This window comes from Kineococcus radiotolerans SRS30216 = ATCC BAA-149 (assembly GCF_000017305.1).
GTDB lineage: Bacteria > Actinomycetota > Actinomycetes > Actinomycetales > Kineococcaceae > Kineococcus > Kineococcus radiotolerans.
Genome location: NC_009664.2, coordinates 1,114,567 through 1,130,864, shown reverse-complemented (window position 1 = coordinate 1,130,864; position 16,298 = coordinate 1,114,567). Strand labels below are relative to the sequence as shown.

Sequence of the window (16,298 nt, the reverse complement as noted above, 5' to 3'; positions counted from 1 at the left end):
GGGTGGGTCGGAGAGGTCCGACCCACCCCCGGTTCGCGCGTGGACAGCCGGCCGGGAGCACACTGACCGCCGGAACCGATCGGAAGGCCGGGCCGGCCAGGGAAGGCCGCTGCCGGCGAGGAGGCTCGTGATGGGTTGGTACATCGGGCGCCGTCTGTTGCAGATGGTGCCCGTCTTCTTCGGAGCGACGCTCCTGATCTACGCGCTCGTGTTCGCCCTGCCCGGCGACCCGATCCTGGCGCTGTTCGGGGACAAGCCCGTCAGCGACTCCGCGCGGGCCACGCTGACGGCGCAGTACAACCTCGACAAGCCGTTCCTCGTGCAGTACCTGCTCTTCCTCAAGGGCATCGTCACCCTCGACTTCGGCACGTCCTTCAGCGGGCAACCGGTCGTCGACCAGATCCTGCGGGCCTTCCCCACCACCATCAAGCTGGCCGTGGTGGCGCTGGTCATCGAGGCCGTCCTCGGGATCCTCTTCGGCTTCATCGCCGGGCTGCGCCGCGGCGGGATCTTCGACTCCACGGTGCTGTTCATCAGCCTCGTCGTCATCGGCATCCCGGTCTTCGTCCTGGGCTTCGTCGCCCAGTACACCGTCGGGGTCAAGTGGGGCATCGTGCGGCCCACCGTCGGCGGCGACCCGGGCGTCCTCGACCTGGTCCTGCCCGGGATCGTGCTGGGCGCGCTGTCCTTCGCCTACGTGCTGCGCCTGACGCGCAACTCCGTCGCCGAGGGGCTCTCCGCCGACCACGTGCGCACCGCGACCGCCAAGGGCCTGTCCCGCCCGCGGGTCATGACGGTGCACGTGCTGCGCAACTCCCTCATCCCCGTCGTCACCTTCCTGGGCACCGACCTGGGTGCGCTCATGGGCGGCGCCGTCGTCACCGAGGGCATCTTCAACATCCCCGGGGTCGGCAACCTGCTCTTCCAGTCCGTGGTGCGGCAGGAAGGCCCCACCGTCGTCTCGGTCGTGACGATCCTGGTCGTGGTCTACCTGGTGGCCAACCTCGTCGTCGACCTGCTCTACGCCGTCCTGGACCCGAGGATCCGCTATGTCTGAGTCCGAGCACGCCATCGGCACCGCCGCCGGGGGCACCCCGGTGCGCCCGGGCCAGGAGCACTTCGTCGCCCCGCTGGAGGAGACGCCGCTCGCGGCCGTCGACGCCGTCGACGAGAGCGCCCCCTCGGGCGGGGTCTTCACCGAGGCGTGGAAGCAGCTGCGCAGGCGCCCGATCTTCATCGTGGCCAGCCTCGTCATCCTGCTCCTGGTGCTGGTGTCGCTGTTCCCGTCCTGGTTCACCTCGCGCGACCCCCGCTACCAGGACCTCGCCTCCGCGCTGACGGGCCCGGCCCCGGGCCACCCCCTCGGCTTCACGCGGCTGGGCGCCGACGTGTACTCGCGGCTGATCTACGGGGCGCGGGCGTCGGTGACCGTCGGCGTCCTGGCCACGCTGATGGTCGTCGTCGTGGGCGGGGTCTTCGGGGCCCTCGCGGGCTTCTTCGGCGGCTGGCTGGACGCGGTGCTGTCCCGGGTGGCCGACATCTTCTTCGCCCTGCCGCTCATCCTCGGCGCCATCGTCCTGCTGCAGACCCTCAAGGGCCGCAACGCCTTCACCGTCGCGGTCACCCTGGCCCTCTTCGGGTGGCCGCAGATCGCGCGCATCATGCGCGGGGCCGTCCTGCAGGTGCGCAGCGCCGAGTACGTCACCGCGGCCAAGTCCCTGGGCCTGAGCCGGATGGCGACGCTCGTGCGCCACGTCGTCCCCAACGCCCTCGGGCCGGTCATCGTCGTGGCCACCATCTCCCTCGGGACGTTCATCGCCGCCGAGGCGACGCTGTCCTACCTGAGCCTGGGGCTGCCGCCGAGCATCGTGTCCTGGGGCGGTGACATCGCCAGCGCGCAGCGCGCGCTGCGCACCGACCCGTGGATCCTGCTGTGGCCCTCCATCGGGCTCTCGCTGACCGTCCTGTCCTTCCTCATGCTCGGTGACGCCCTGCGCGACGCCCTCGACCCGAAGGGCCGCACCCGATGAGCCACCCGACGAGCGCCGCGCCGAGCCCCGCCGCCCGCCCCGCCGCGGCCCCGGTGGACCGCAACAAGCCGCTGCTGCAGGTCGAGGACCTCCAGGTCGACTTCCGCTCCGGGGGCCGCACGGTGCACGCCGTGCGCGGGGCGAGCTTCACCGTCTACCCCGGCCAGACCGTCGCCATCGTGGGGGAGTCCGGCTCGGGCAAGTCGACCTCGGCCATGGCCGTCATCGGGCTGCTGCCCGGGACGGGCACGGTGGCCGGCGGCCGGATCCTCTTCGACGGCCGCGACATCGCCCACGCCTCCAAGCGCGACTACGTCGCCCTGCGCGGCAACCACATCGGCCTGGTGCCGCAGGACCCGATGTCCAACCTCAACCCGGTGTGGAACATCGGGTTCCAGGTCAAGGAGGCCATCGAGGCCAACGGGCTGGCCAAGGGCGCCGAGGCGAAGCGGCGGGCCATCGAGGTCCTCGGCGAGGCCGGTCTCGGCGACGCCGCGCGCCGGTACAAGCAGTACCCGCACGAGTTCTCCGGCGGCATGCGCCAGCGCGCCCTCATCGGCATCGGCCTGGCCTCCCGGCCCCGCCTGCTCATCGCCGACGAGCCCACCTCGGCCCTGGACGTCACCGTCCAGCGGGGGATCCTGGACCACCTGGAGTCCCTCACCGACGAGCTCGGCACGGCCGTGCTGCTCATCACCCACGACCTCGGGCTGGCCGCGGAGCGCGCCGAGCACCTCGTGGTGATGTACAAGGGTCAGGTCGTGGAGTCCGGGCCGGCGCTGCAGATCCTCAAGGCCCCCCGCCACCCCTACACCCAGCGGCTGGTGTCCGCGGCGCCCTCGCTCGCCTCGCGCCGCATGCAGTCCCAGCACCGGGCGCAGGTCGTGGAGCAGGCCGAGGCCCACGCGCTGCGGGCCCACGAGATCGTCGCCGCCGAGACCCCGGTCGCGGTGCCCGACGTGGTGACCCCCGAGGTCATCGAGGTGCAGAACCTCACCAAGGAGTTCGTCATCCGGGGGGCGGGGCCGCGGGGGGAGAAGCTCCTCGCCGTGGACGACGTCAGCTTCTCCGTCAAGCGCGGGACGACGCTGGCCGTCGTCGGGGAGTCCGGCTCGGGCAAGTCCACGGTCGCGCAGATGGTGCTGAACCTGCTGCCGGCCACGAAGGGCCGGGTGCTCTTCGACGGCGTGGACACCACCACGCTGAACCGCGAGCAGTCCTTCGCCTTCCGCCGCCGCGTCCAGCCGATCTTCCAGAACCCCTACGGGTCCCTGGACCCCAGCTGGAGCATCTTCCGCTCGATCGAGGAACCGCTGCGCGTGCACGCGGTGGGCGACGCGAAGAGCCGCGAGGCCCGGGTGCGCGACCTGCTGGACAAGGTCTCGCTGCCGCAGAGCTCCCTGCGCCGCTTCCCCAACGAGCTGTCCGGCGGCCAGCGCCAGCGCGTGGCCATCGCCCGCGCGCTCGCGCTGCAGCCGGAGGTCGTCGTCTGCGACGAGGCCGTCTCGGCCCTCGACGTGCTGGTCCAGGGCCAGATCCTGCGCCTGCTCAACGACCTGCAGGCCGAGCTGGGGCTGACGTACCTCTTCATCACCCACGACCTCGCCGTGGTGCGCGAGATCGCCGACGACGTCGTGGTCATGCAGAAGGGCCGCCTCGTCGAGCACGCCAGCGTCGACGAGGTCTTCGAGAACCCGGCGCAGGAGTACACCCGGGCCCTGCTGGAGGCCATCCCCGGCGGGAGCATCGAGCTCGGGGCCTGACCGCCCCCGGCGGTGCCCGTCCCGCCCCGCGGGGGGCGCGACGGGCACCGCCCGAGGGGCTGCACCGCGGGCGCTGCGCGGCTACGGTGGTCCGATGCAGTTCGTCCTCCTGGTCGTCCTCGCCGTCGTCGTCGGGTGCGCCGTCGTGTATTGGCGCACGAGTCCCCGCCACCGCATCTCCGCCGTCGCCCGCGCCGACCACGGCGACCGCGCGCGCCGGGCCCGGGAGGCGGCGCGCTCGCAGCAGCGCTGAGCCCGCTGTGGCCCACGTCACCCCACGAGGGCCCCGTGGGGTGAACCACCGCGCGCGCCGCGTCGTTCAGACTGCAGGGATCGCCACCGCCGTCGCGGTGCCGCACCACGACGGGAAGGACCCACCATGCCCGGCTCGACGGACGAGCCCACCGAACCCACCCCCGGCAAGCCCTCCGCGGCGGACCGGGCCGCGCGGGTGGCGGCCATGCGCCGCACCGAACGGGCCCGGGCCCGCCGGCGCCGCGCGCTCGTGGTGGCCATCCCGACGGTCGTCGTCCTGGGGGCCGCCGCCACCGTCACGGCCGTGCTGGTGAACCGGCCCGAACCGCCGTCGCTGGACGCGGTGACGACGTACGAGTACGCCGGCGGGGACCACGTGAGCGAGACCGTCACCTACGCGGAGAACCCGCCCGTCGGGGGGCAGCACGACCCCGTGTGGCTCAACTGCGGGGTCTACGACGCCCCCGTCCGCAACGAGAACGCGGTGCACAGCATGGAGCACGGCGCCGTGTGGATCACCTACCGCCCCGACCTGCCGGCCGAGCAGGTCGAGGAGCTGGAGAGCGCCGTGGCGGGGGAGACCTACACCGTGCTCTCGCCCTACCCCGACCTGCCCTCGCCCGTCGTGCTCTCGGCCTGGAACAACCAGCTCGCCGTGGAGAGCGCCGCCGACCCGCGCATCGACGCCTTCCTGGCGAAGTTCGTCCAGGGCGCCCAGACCCCCGAGCCGGGTGCGCTGTGCTCCAACGGCGTCGGGACGCCCACCGGCTGATGGGGGACCGGTGATGCCCACCACCGCCCGCGGGGCGCTGCTGAGCGTCGTGGCGCTGCTGCTGGCCCTCGTGCTGGGGATCCTCGCCGGCCGGGCCCTGCCCAGCGCCCCGGCGGGCAACTCCGTCGACGTCGGCTTCGCCCGGGACATGGCCACCCACCACTCCCAGGCCGTCGCCATGGCCTACACCGCGATCCAGACCGCCCCCAGCGAGGAGGTGCGGCGCCTCGCCGTCGACGTCGCCTCCACCCAGGGCAACCAGGCGGGCCGCCTGCAGCAGCTGCTCATCACCTGGGACCAGCCGCTGTCCAGCGCGGGCACGGGGGTCATGGCCTGGATGGCCGGCACCGACCTGCACGCCCGCCACGTCGTCGAGCAGCGGCAGGGACGCGTCATGCCCGGCATGGCGACCCCGGCCGAGCTGGCCCGGCTGGGCGCGGAGACGGGGCAGGTCTTCGAGGTCGACTTCCTGCAGCTGCTGCTGCGCCACCACGCCGGGGGCGTCGAGATGGCCCAGTACGGCGCCGAGCACGCCACCACCGCGGAGGTGCGCGACCTCGCCGCGGCGATCGTCACCAGCCAGCGCGCGGAGTCGCAGCTGCTGGAGGACCTCCTCGCGCAGCGGGGTGCGCAGCCCCTGCCCGGGGCGGTCGCGTGAGGCTGGTGGTGGGCGCGGCGCTGGTGGACTCCCTCGACGCCCCGACCCGGCTGCTGGCCGCCCGCCGCAGCGCCCCGCCGGCCCTGGCCGGGCGGTGGGAGCTGCCCGGCGGGAAGGTCGAGGCGGGCGAGACGCCGCAGCAGGGGCTGCACCGGGAGCTGCGCGAGGAGCTCGGCGTCGCCGTCGAGCTGGGGGAGGAGGTCCGCCACCCCGACGGCGCGTGGCCGCTGACCCCGGAGCTGGAGATGCGGGTCTGGTGGGCCGTCCTCACCGCCGGGACCCCGGCCCCGCTGCAGGACCACGACGAGCTGCGGTGGCTGGTGCGGGGGCGGTGGCTCTCGGTGGACTGGCTGCCCGGGGACGTCCCGCTGGTCACGGCGATGCAGGCGCTCTGACGCGGACGGCCCCGGACCGGGTCCGGGGCCGCCCGCGCCGCGGCACCGGGCCGGTCAGCGCGAGGGGCGTGCGCCGGGAGCCGGCGGCGTCGGCGGCCCCTCGACGGGCAGCGGGCTCTCCCACTCGTGGTCGACGGCCGTGACCCGCGGGTCGCGGCGGTCGCCGTGACGGCGCTCCCGGGTGGTGATCCGCGGGTCGCGCAGCAGGTCCTTGACCAGCGCCACGCACATGAGCGCCATGATGACCAGGAACGGCGCCGCGGCGATGATGGTGATGTCCTGCAACGCCTCCAGGCCGCCGGCGAAGAACAGGACGATGGCGACGAGCCCCATCAGCCCGCCCCAGACGGCGACGACCCACCTGCGCGGCTCGTCCACCCCGTACGAGCTGAGGCTCCCCATGACGATGCTGGAGGCGTCGGCGCCGGAGACGAAGAAGATCGCGACCAGGACGACGACGAGCACCGAGGTGGCCCCGGCCCAGGGGAACTGCTGCAGGAAGGTGAACATCTGCGACTCCTGGTCCGCGATGCCCGCGATGTCCGCGCCACCGGTGCCCGCCACGAACCGGCGCTGCAGGTCGATGGCCGCGCCGCCGAGGACGGAGAACCAGAGGAGGCTGACCGCGGTCGGGACGAGCATGACGCCCACGACGAACTCGCGGACGGTGCGGCCCTTGGAGATCTTGGCCAGGAAGGCGCCGACGAACGGCGTCCACGAGACCCACCACGCCCAGTAGAACAACGTCCAGCCGCTGAGCCAGTCGGTGCCGCCGAAGGCCCCGGTGCGGAAGGACATCGTCGGCAGCGCCGTGAGGTAGTTCCCCAGCGAGGCCGGGACCAGGTTGAGCACGAAGACCGTGGGGCCCACGACGAAGAGGAAGAGCAGCAGCAGCAGGGCGAGCACCATGTTGGTGTTGGAGAGCCACTTGATGCCGCGCTCGATGCCGCTGACGGCCGAGACGACGAAGCAGACGGTCAGGACGGCGATGATGGTCGCCTTGACGGTGGTGCTGTTCGGCACGCCGAAGACCTCGGTGAGCCCGCCGTTCATCTGCGCCGCGCCGAGGCCGAGGCTGACGGCGGAGCCGAAGAGCGTCGCGAAGATCGCGAAGACGTCGATGACCCGCGCCGCGCCCCGGCCGCGCCGGCCCCGCAGCAGCGGGGCGAACGCGGCGGAGAAGCCGCCCACGCGCTCCTTGCGGTAGCTGGAGTACGCCAGGGCGAGGCCGACCACGGCGTAGATCGCCCACGGGTGCAGGCCCCAGTGGAAGAGCGAGTAGTTGACCGCCTCGCGCGCCGCGGCCTGCGACCCGGGGGCGGCGTCGTTCTGCGGGACGGTCATGAGGTGGGTCACCGGTTCGGTGACGCCGTAGAACATCAGGCCGATGCCCATGCCCGCGGAGAACATCATCGCGATCCAGGACGCGCGCGAGTGCTCGGGGCGGTCCTCGTCGCGGCCGAGGCGGATGCGGCCGAAGCGGCTGAAGGCCAGGACGAGGGCGAGGACCACGAAGCCGGTCGCGCCGAGCACGAAGGCCCAGCCGAAGTCACCGACCACGACCTCGAGGACGGCGTCCGCGCCGGACTGCAGCTGCTCGGGCCAGACCGCGCCCACGAGGAGGAAGAGGACGACCACGCCGGCGGCGACCGCGAAGGTCCTGCGGTCCACCGGCGGGTGGGCGGTGCGGGCGAGGTCGCGGCTGCTCACCGCCCCCGCAGCGCTCGACCCCGGTGGTGTCGACGAGGCGTCGGATCGGTGCTCGGGCGGTGAGGACATGGGGGCGAGGGTGGCACGGAATGACTAGTCGGAGCCAACCGGCGGTGGTCCCGACGGGCCATCCTCCGGGCATCGCCGCAGGTCAGGGCGTCGTTGCAGATCGCAAGGATCGCCGTCCGACGAGAGGGGGCGGTGACGCGGATAGACTGGGGCGTCAACCCTGCACGCGATCGCGCTGCGCACCCGGACACCCCGGTGCCGCGGGCGGTCGAGACCCCCGAAGAGCGGATCGAGAACTTCATGCCCTTGAGCACCCGCGAGGACCTGCGCAACGTCGCGATCGTCGCCCACGTCGACCACGGGAAGACGACGCTCGTCGACGCGATGCTCTGGCAGTCCGGCGCCTTCCGCGCCAACGCCGACGTCAACGAGCGAGTCATGGACTCCGGGGACCTCGAGCGCGAGAAGGGCATCACGATCCTCGCGAAGAACACCTCGGTGCACTACACCGGCCCGGGCTCGCCCGAGGGCGGCATGACCATCAACATCATCGACACCCCCGGCCACGCCGACTTCGGCGGTGAGGTCGAGCGCGGCCTGTCGATGGTCGACGGCGTCGTGCTCCTCGTCGACGCCTCCGAGGGCCCGCTGCCGCAGACCCGCTTCGTGCTGCGCAAGGCGCTCGCGGCCGGTATGCCCGTCGTCATCCTCGTCAACAAGGTCGACCGCCCCGACGCGCGCATCGCCGCCGTCGTGGAGGAGACCTACGACCTGCTGCTGGACCTCGCCGCTGACGTCGAGGGCATCGACGCCGACAAGCTCCTCGAGGTCCCCGTCGTCTACGCCTCGGCCAAGAACGGCCGCGCCTCGCTGAACCAGCCCGAGGACGGCGGCCTGCCCGACCACGAGGACCTCGTCCCGCTCTTCCAGACGATCCTCGACACCATCCCGGCGCCGGTCTACGACCCCGAGACCCCGCTGCAGGCGCACGTCACCAACCTCGACGCCTCCCCGTTCCTGGGTCGCCTGGCCCTGCTGCGCATCTTCTCCGGCGAGCTGATCAAGGGTCAGCAGGTCGCGTGGTGCAAGCACGACGGCACGATCGAGCGCGTCAAGATCACCGAGCTGCTCGTCACCGAGGCCGTCACCCGCGTCCCGGGCGAGAAGGCCGGCCCCGGGGACATCGTCGCCGTCGCCGGCATCGAGGGGATCACCATCGGCGAGACCCTCGCCGACCCCGACGACCCGCGCCCGCTGCCGCTGATCACCGTCGACGAGCCCGCCATCTCGATGGTCATCGGCACCAACACCTCCCCGCTGGCCGGGCGGGTCAAGGGCTCCAAGGTCACCGCGCGCCTGGTCAAGGACCGCCTGGAGTCCGAGCTCGTCGGCAACGTCTCCATCCGCGTCCTGCCCACCGAGCGCCCCGACGCGTGGGAGGTGCAGGGCCGCGGCGAGCTGGCGCTGGCCATCCTCGTCGAGCAGATGCGCCGCGAGGGCTACGAGCTGACCGTCGGCAAGCCGCAGGTCGTGCTGCGCAAGGACGAGAACGGCAAGACCCTCGAGCCCTTCGAGAACCTCACCATCGACGCGCCCGAGGAGTACCTGGGGGCCATCACCCAGCTGCTGGCCGCCCGCAAGGGCCGCATGGAGACGATGACCAACCACGGCACCGGCTGGGTGCGCATGGAGTTCTACGTCCCCTCCCGCGGGCTCATCGGCTTCCGCACCCAGTTCCTCACCGACACCCGCGGCACCGGCATCGCGCACGCGCTCTTCGCCCAGTACGACCACTGGGCCGGCGAGATCCGCACCCGCCAGTCCGGCTCGCTGGTCGCCGACCGCGCCGGGGCGGCCACCGCGTTCGCGATGACGAACCTGCAGGAGCGCGGGCAGATGTTCATCGAGCCGACCTCCGAGGTGTACGAGGGCATGATCGTCGGGGAGAACTCCCGCGCCGACGACATGGACGTCAACATCACCAAGGAGAAGAAGCTCACGAACATGCGCTCGTCGACCTCCGACGAGTTCGAGCGCCTCATCCCCCCGCGCCACCTGTCCCTGGAGCAGTGCCTGGAGTTCTGCCGCGAGGACGAGTGCGTCGAGGTGACCCCGGAGTCCGTGCGCATCCGCAAGGTCGTCCTGGAGGCCAACGCCCGCGCCAAGACGGCCTCGAAGGCCAAGAAGGGCTGACGCCCGCGCGCTGAGCCCCGCACGACGCCGACGGACCCGGACCGGGTCCGTCGGCGTCGTCGTCCCCGGGCGGGTTGGCAGGATGGGCCCATGACCACCACGCCGCAGCCCCCGCCGCAGCCCGACGAGACGCCCGAGGGTGCCGCGGGCGCGGCCACGGCGGGACGCGACCCCCTGGAGATCGCCGCGGACCTCGTCGACGACGTCTCGCGCGAGCTGGACCCCGCCGAGCTGGCCTCCCTGGAGCGCCTGGACCAGCCCCGCCGGATCCTCTTCGTGCACGCCCACCCCGACGACGAGTCCATCGGCACCGGCGCCACGATGGCCCGCTACGCCGAGGCCGGCGCCGGGGTCGTCCTGCTGACCGCGACCCGCGGCGAGCTCGGCGAGGTCATCCCGCCCGAGCTCGCGCACCTCGACCCCGACGCCCTCGCCGAGCACCGCACGGGGGAGCTCGCGACGGCCATGGAGGCCCTGGGGGTGAGCGACCACCGCTTCCTCACCCGTCCGGACGGGACGGGGTACCGCGACTCGGGGATGGTGTGGCTGGAGCCGGGCCGCGCGGCCGCCGGCGACGACGTCGACCCCCGCTCGCTGGCCGCGGCCGACCCGGAGGAGGTCGCCGCGCGCATCGCCGAGGTCGTCCGCGAGGTCCGCCCGCAGGTCGTGGTGACCTACGAGCCGGGCGGCGGGTACGGCCACCCCGACCACGTCCGCGTCCACGAGGCGACCGTGCGCGCCCTCGTGCTGGCCGCCGGCGACGGGTCGCGGGGGGCGGGCGGCGCCGTCCCGTGGCAGGTCGCGAAGGTCTACGAGATCGTCCAGCCGGAGCGACCCGTCCGGGAGGCGCTGCGGCGCCTGGCCGAGACCGGGGCCGAGGGCGCGGGGGACCCCGAGGGGCCCCTGCCCAGCGTCGTCGTGCCCGACGGGGAGGTCACGACCGTGGTCGACGGCACCGGGCAGGTCCCCGCCAAGATCGCCGCCCTGCGGGCCCACGCCACCCAGGTCACCCTCGACCTCGACGCCGCGGTCCCCGCGATGAGGTTGAGCAACGGTGTGCCGCAACCGGTCTGGCCCCAGGAGCACTACCGCCTGGTGCACGGGGTCGCCGGCGGTCCCTACGACGCCGAGGGCCGCGAGACCGACCTGTTCGCCGGGATCGCCCCCTCCTCCTGAGGCCCTGCCGGCGGGTCCGGCGCACCGCGCCGGGTCCGCCGGGGAGGGGCGGGTGATGGCGGCATCACGCTCCGTTGCTCCAGGCGGGTGAACGCGATCGCCCGAACGCGTCACCGTGGGTGGTCGCCGGTGCACCGGAGGGGTTGGCTGGGGCACGTCCCGGCGCACCGCCGGTGACGCGACCGAGAGGAGCGGACCCGTGGCCGACGCCCAGCGCGCACCCGAGTCCCGCGAGGACGCCGCCCGCCCGGGACCCCGCACCGGACGCGACAGCGCCGACGTCGGACGCCTGCGCGAGCGCAACCGCCGCCGCCGGACCCAGCGGCTGCTGCTCGCCGTCGCCCTGCTCATGCTCGTCGTCGACCTGCGCCTCGCCCTCACCGGCTCCGTCCTGCCCGCGCTGCCCGCCGTCGACCCCATCTACCTCATGGTCGGGATCTTCTTCCTGGCCATGCTCGGGCTGATGCTCGGTCAGACGCTGGTCTCCGGCCGCTCCCCGCACGTCGTCTACCGGCCCGAGCAGATCGACGTCGGCCTCGACGACGTCAAGGGCCTGGCCGCGGTCAAGGAGGACGTCGAGCGCAGCCTCGACCTCTTCCTCGCCGCCCGCACCTTCCGCACCCGCATGGGGGGCCGGCCCCGCCGCGGCCTGCTCTTCGAGGGCACCCCCGGCACCGGCAAGACGCACATGGCCAAGGCGATGGCCCGCGAGGCCGGGGTCCCGTTCCTCTTCGTGTCCGCGACCAGCTTCCAGTCGATGTGGTACGGCGCGACCGCCCGCCGGTTGCGCTCCTACTTCAAGGCCCTGCGCAAGGCCGCCCGCCGCGAGGGCGGGGCCATCGGGTTCATCGAGGAGATCGACGCGATCGCCGGCGCGCGCGGCGGGATGAGCGCGGCGACCGCGGCGGGCCCCGTCCCGGGGATCGTCGGCTGCGGCGGGCTCACCGACCTGCCGATGACCCTCGCCCCGGCCGCGGGCCCCGCCCTGCGGACCGAGCGCCTCGCCAGCAGCGAGGGCGCCAGCGGGGTCGTCAACGAGCTCCTCGTGCAGATGCAGTCCTTCGACGAGCCCACCGGCTCCGAGCGGGTGCGCGGCTGGTTCGTCGACGCCGCCAACCGGTTCCTGCCCCCGCACCGGCAGCTGAAGCGCCCGGTGGGCGAACCCGTCGACATCCTGCTCATCGCCGCGACCAACCGCGCCGACTCCCTCGACCCGGCGCTGCTGCGCCCGGGCCGCTTCGACCGGCGCCTCACCTTCGGGCTGCCGGACAAGGCCGGCCGCCGGGAGCTCGTCGACCACTTCCTCGCCCGCAAGGCCCACGAGGCCGCCCTCGACGACCCCGAACGTCGCGACGCGCTGGCCGGGATCACCAACGGCTACAGCCCGGTGATGATCGAGAGCCTGCTGGACGAGGCGCTGGTCAACGCGGTGCGCCGCGGCGCGGACGGCATGGACTGGGCCGACGTCGAGCACGCCCGCCTGGTGACCGAGGTCGGTCTGGGGCAGCCGGTCGGCTACACCGAGCACGAGGCGCGCCTCATCGCCACCCACGAGGCCGGGCACGCCGCGGTCGCGTGGCTGGTGGCCCCGCAGCGCCGGCTGGAGATCCTCACGATCGTCAAGCGCGCCGACGCCCTCGGCCTGCTCGCCCACGGCGACGCCGAGGACGTCTACACCCGCTCGCGCACCGAGCTCGCCGGGATGATCAAGATCGCCTTCGGCGGCCAGGTCGCGGAGGAGCTGTTCTTCGGCGACGTCTCCACCGGCCCGGCCGGGGACCTGCAGTCCGCGACCCAGGTCGCGGCCCAGATGGTCGGCTCGGCGGGGATGGCGGGGACCCTGGTCTCCTTCGCCGCCGTCCAGCAGGGCGCCTTCGCCGACGGCAACCTCGTCTCCCGGGTGCTGGGGGACTCCGAGGGCCGGCGGCTGGTGGAGAACCTCCTGAGCGAGCAGAAGGAGTCCGTCCGCGAGCTCCTCGGCCGCCACCGCCACCTCGTGGCCGCGCTGCGCGACGCGCTGCTGGAACGGCACGAGCTCATCGGCCACGAGATCACCGACGTCCTCGAGGCGGCCCGCGCCGCCCACGAGGTGCCCCGGCCGCCCCGACCCCCGCAGGTGATCGACCTGCGGGGCACCACCTCCAGCGTCGGGGACGGTCCCGACCGGAGGATCTGAGGCTCGTCGCGGGTCGTGACCGCAGGAGGGGAGTCACGACCGCGACGCAGGGCTCGCGCACCGGGGGACGGGGGGTCCCCGCACCGGTCGCGCGGGAACGAGAACGGGAACGACGTGCTCCGGGGGGCTGGAGCGCGCCGTTCCCGTTCCGTCGTCGCGGTCCGCCCCGGGCGCTCGATCGCCGCCGCGGGCGCTCGATCGCCGCCGCGGGCGCTCGATCGCCGCCGCGGGCGCTTGAACGCCGCCGCGGGGTGTGGTTCGCTGGCGCCAGGTCATGAGCGCCAGCGACAAGCCCCGGCTCGCTGGCCGGCAACCCTCCTCGTCGTGGGGTGCCCCGGGTGAGGACCTGACCTGGTGCCCCGGCACGGGTAAGGACGAGCCGCCGCACGCCTCCCGGTCCGGTCGCCGACGCGTCCACGATCGAGGAGAACCCCGGTGACCACCACCACCCCGCCCGTCCCCGCCACCACCGCCCGGCAGCGCCTCGCGCCCGTGCTGGAGCGCATCGCCGCCGGTGCGGTGCAGCGCGAGCAGGACCACGAGCTGCCCCGCGCGCAGGTGCGCGAACTGCTCGACGCCGGTCTCGGCCGGCTGCGCCTCCCCGTCGAGGAGGGCGGGGAGGGGCTCGACCTCGTCGAGTTCGCCGACCTGCTCGTCGACCTCGCCGCGGCCGACTCCAACCTGCCGCAGGTGTTCCGCGGGCACATCGCCTGGGTCGAGCAGGTCCTCAGCCTGCCGGCGGGGGAGCACCGCGCGCGCTGGGCCCGGCGGATCGCCGCCGGCGAGCTGGTCGGCAACGCCTGGAGCGAGGTCGGCGACGGGGTCACCGGCCGGCAGCAGACCCTCGTCACCACCCGCGCGGGCCGCACCACCGTCTCGGGGCGCAAGTACTACACGACGGGCACGATCTACGCGGACTGGACCGACGCCACCGCCCGCCGCCTCGCCGACGACGGCACCTCCGAGGTCGTCACGGTCCTCGTCCCCGTCCGGGCCGCCGGGACGACGGTCTCCGACGACTGGGACGGCTTCGGCCAGCAGCTCACCGGCACCGGGACCCTCGTCCTCGACGACGTCGAGGTCGACCCGGACGACGTGAGCCCCTTCACCGCGCGCTTCCGCTACCAGACCGCCCTGTACCAGCTCGTGCTGCTCGCGGTGCAGGCCGGGATCGCCGCGGCCGTCGAGCGCGACACCGGGCGCGAGGTGCGCGCCCGCACCCGCAGCTACACCCACGGGCTCGCCCCCCTGGCCCGCCACGACGCGCAGGTGCTGTCGGTGGCCGGGGAGATCTCCTCGATCGCCTTCACCGCCCGCGCCCTGGTGCGGGCCGCGGCGCAGGCCGTTCAGGCCGCCGCCGACACCGCCCACCGGCCCGGCACCGAGGCCGACCGCGCGGCGAACGTGGAGGCGGAGATCCGCACTGCGCAGGCCCAGGTGGTGCTCTGCGAGTCGGTGCCGCGCGCGGCGACCCTGCTGTTCGACACCCTCGGCGCCTCGGGCACCTCCCGCGCCCGCGCCCTGGACCGGCACTGGCGCAACGCGCGCACCGTCGCCTCGCACAACCCGGTGATCTACAAGCAGCGGATCGTGGGCGACTGGTCCGTCAACGGCACCGAACCGCCCTTCGTCTGGGACGTCGGCACCCACGCCTCCGTCGACCCCGCCGCCGTGCGCGCTCAGGAGGGCGGCGCCACCCGGTAGTGGTAGGCGTGGTGGACCCCGAACCCCGCGCCCCCGTACAGCGCGCGGGCCCCGGTGTTGTCCGCGCTGACCTGCAGGTACGTGGAGGCCGCACCGCGCGAGCGGGCCCAGTCGGCGACCTCGGCCAGCAGCCGGCGGCCCAGCCCGCGGCGGCGGTGGGCGGGGACGGTCTCCACCGCCGTCACCCCCGCCCACCCGGGCGAGAGCGACCCGCGGGCGATCGCCACGGTCTCCTCCCCGTCCAGGACGCGGACGAAGACCTGCTCGTCGGCGGAGACGAGGATCCGCCGCCCGGCCGGGGGCACGCCCGGGCTGCCCAGGTAGCGGTAGCGGGCCAGCCAGTCCTCGTCCGGGGTGGCGGAGGTGACCACGCGCGCGCCGGGCGGCAGCGGCACCTCCGCCGCCCCGGCCAGGTCGTCGGTCGCGACCGTCATCACCAGCGTCGGCGTGCGGACCGCCCACCCCCGCGCGGCCAGCAGGGCCACCACGTCGAGGTCCTCGCCCAGCCCCGGGGCCGGGTGGGGCACCGCGACCAGCGCCGGCAGCCCCCGCTCGGCGTAGAAGGCCTCAACCCGGGCGAGCGCGCCCGGCAGGTCCAGCCCCGGGTCGCCCACGGCCAGGGCCGAGTTCGCCCGCCCGGTGAACCCCCCGCCGGCCCGCAACCGCCAGCCGCCGAGGTCGCGCCGCTCCAGGGGGCGCCAGTGCTCGGCCATCACCCGCTCCAGGTCCTCGACGCCGATCGCGGTGTGCGGCCGACCCCGGCGCACCGGCGGCGGCGGGACCGCCTTGGCCGCGATCACGTCCGCGCGGGCGACGACGACCTCGCCGCGGCGGGTCGCGACCCGCAGCGTCGCGGCGTCGGCCCCGACCAGGTCGCCCAGGGCGTCGCGGGCCGACCCGTCGGGCAGCCGGTGGCGCACCACGACCCGCGTCCCCGCGCGGAGGTCGCCGACGCGGGCCCCAGGGGCGGTCGCCGCGGCGGGTGGCGAGCCGGGCGCCGGGGCGGGTGGTGGGGTGACCTCGGCCACGGTGGTCCTCCTCGGGCTGTGCTCGTGCGCGCGGGCCGGCGCGCGTCGGCGATACTAGGAGGCGGTTCCGGCCGCCCGTCCGCCGGAGGAGGAGGACAACCCGTGACCTACGTGATCGCGCAGCCCTGTGTGGACGTCAAGGACAAGGCGTGCATCGAGGAGTGCCCCGTCGACTGCATCTACGAGGGCAACCGGTCCCTGTACATCCAGCCCGACGAGTGCGTCGACTGCGGCGCCTGCGAGCCCGTGTGCCCCGTGGAGGCCATCTACTACGAGGACGACGTCCCCGAGCAGTGGTCGGCCTTCACCGCGGCCAACGTCGAGTTCTTCGACACCGTCGGCTCGCCCGGCGGGGCGGCCAAGCTGGGCCTCATCGACCTCGACCACCCCGTCGTCCGCTCGCTGCCCCCGCAGGGCGAGGGGCACTGA

14 protein-coding genes and 1 riboswitch are annotated in these 16,298 nt (G+C 74.1%); of the genes, 12 read left to right on the top strand and 2 right to left on the bottom strand.

Translation table 11 applies throughout. The features are described from left to right. Positions 1–130: 130 nt before the first annotated feature. The 7 genes from KRAD_RS05470 (at position 131) to KRAD_RS05445 (ending at position 5,873) form a co-directional block, all read left to right on the top strand. Entirely contained in the window at positions 131–1,057 is a 927-nt protein-coding gene (locus KRAD_RS05470) for an ABC transporter permease (RefSeq protein WP_012084532.1), read from the top strand. Then, positions 1,050–2,030: an ABC transporter permease gene (locus KRAD_RS05465; RefSeq protein WP_012084531.1), complete on the top strand. Its 981-nt coding sequence runs from the start codon at positions 1,050–1,052 to the stop codon at positions 2,028–2,030. Before KRAD_RS05470 ends, KRAD_RS05465 begins: the two co-directional genes overlap by 8 nt. Next, complete coding sequence (locus tag KRAD_RS05460; protein WP_012084530.1) at positions 2,027–3,793, top strand: dipeptide ABC transporter ATP-binding protein; 1,767 nt, start codon at positions 2,027–2,029, stop codon at positions 3,791–3,793. The genes KRAD_RS05465 and KRAD_RS05460 overlap by 4 nt, the downstream gene beginning before the upstream one ends. Before the next feature lie 94 nt (positions 3,794–3,887). Further along, entirely contained in the window at positions 3,888–4,046 is a 159-nt protein-coding gene (locus KRAD_RS25885) for a hypothetical protein (RefSeq protein ID WP_157873487.1), read from the top strand. A gap of 126 nt (positions 4,047–4,172) precedes the next feature. Then, on the top strand, positions 4,173–4,820 hold the full coding sequence (locus tag KRAD_RS05455) for a DUF3105 domain-containing protein (protein WP_012084529.1): 648 nt from the start codon (positions 4,173–4,175) through the stop codon (positions 4,818–4,820). Between the two features lie 13 nt (positions 4,821–4,833). Beyond that, on the top strand, positions 4,834–5,478 hold the full coding sequence (locus KRAD_RS05450) for a DUF305 domain-containing protein (RefSeq protein ID WP_012084528.1): 645 nt from the start codon (positions 4,834–4,836) through the stop codon (positions 5,476–5,478). Further along, positions 5,475–5,873 (top strand): (deoxy)nucleoside triphosphate pyrophosphohydrolase, encoded by a 399-nt coding sequence (locus KRAD_RS05445; protein WP_012084527.1) that lies wholly within the window; start codon positions 5,475–5,477, stop codon positions 5,871–5,873. The genes KRAD_RS05450 and KRAD_RS05445 overlap by 4 nt, the downstream gene beginning before the upstream one ends. A 54-nt stretch (positions 5,874–5,927) precedes the next feature. On the opposite strand, the gene KRAD_RS05440 is transcribed toward KRAD_RS05445, so the two are convergent. After that, a complete protein-coding gene (locus tag KRAD_RS05440; protein ID WP_012084526.1) occupies positions 5,928–7,652 on the bottom strand; it encodes a BCCT family transporter in 1,725 nt (574 codons plus the stop codon). 240 nt (positions 7,653–7,892) lie between these two features. Between KRAD_RS05440 and typA the strand changes: the two genes are divergently transcribed. The 4 genes from typA to KRAD_RS05420 all read left to right on the top strand — a co-directional run bounded on the left by typA (position 7,893) and on the right by KRAD_RS05420 (position 14,841). Next, positions 7,893–9,785 carry a translational GTPase TypA gene (typA, locus tag KRAD_RS05435; protein ID WP_012084525.1) on the top strand — a complete coding sequence of 631 codons (1,893 nt, stop codon included), beginning with the start codon at positions 7,893–7,895 and terminating at the stop codon, positions 9,783–9,785. Between the two features lie 90 nt (positions 9,786–9,875). Beyond that, positions 9,876–10,961, top strand: coding sequence for an N-acetyl-1-D-myo-inositol-2-amino-2-deoxy-alpha-D-glucopyranoside deacetylase (mshB, locus tag KRAD_RS05430; protein WP_012084524.1), 1,086 nt, complete (start codon positions 9,876–9,878; stop codon positions 10,959–10,961). 199 nt (positions 10,962–11,160) lie between these two features. Continuing rightward, positions 11,161–13,137: an AAA family ATPase gene (locus tag KRAD_RS05425; RefSeq protein ID WP_012084523.1), complete on the top strand. Its 1,977-nt coding sequence runs from the start codon at positions 11,161–11,163 to the stop codon at positions 13,135–13,137. Between the two features lie 270 nt (positions 13,138–13,407). After that, positions 13,408–13,518: riboswitch (SAM riboswitch) on the top strand. A 54-nt stretch (positions 13,519–13,572) separates the two neighbouring features. Beyond that, a complete protein-coding gene (locus KRAD_RS05420) occupies positions 13,573–14,841 on the top strand; it encodes an acyl-CoA dehydrogenase family protein (RefSeq protein ID WP_012084522.1) in 1,269 nt (422 codons plus the stop codon). Here the strand turns inward: KRAD_RS05420 and KRAD_RS05415 are convergent. Then, entirely contained in the window at positions 14,817–15,869 is a 1,053-nt protein-coding gene (locus tag KRAD_RS05415) for a GNAT family N-acetyltransferase (RefSeq protein WP_012084521.1), read from the bottom strand. The genes KRAD_RS05420 and KRAD_RS05415 overlap by 25 nt on opposite strands. Positions 15,870–15,971: 102 nt before the next feature. Between KRAD_RS05415 and fdxA the strand changes: the two genes are divergently transcribed. Then, on the top strand, positions 15,972–16,298 hold the full coding sequence (fdxA, locus tag KRAD_RS05410; protein ID WP_041291918.1) for a ferredoxin: 327 nt from the start codon (positions 15,972–15,974) through the stop codon (positions 16,296–16,298).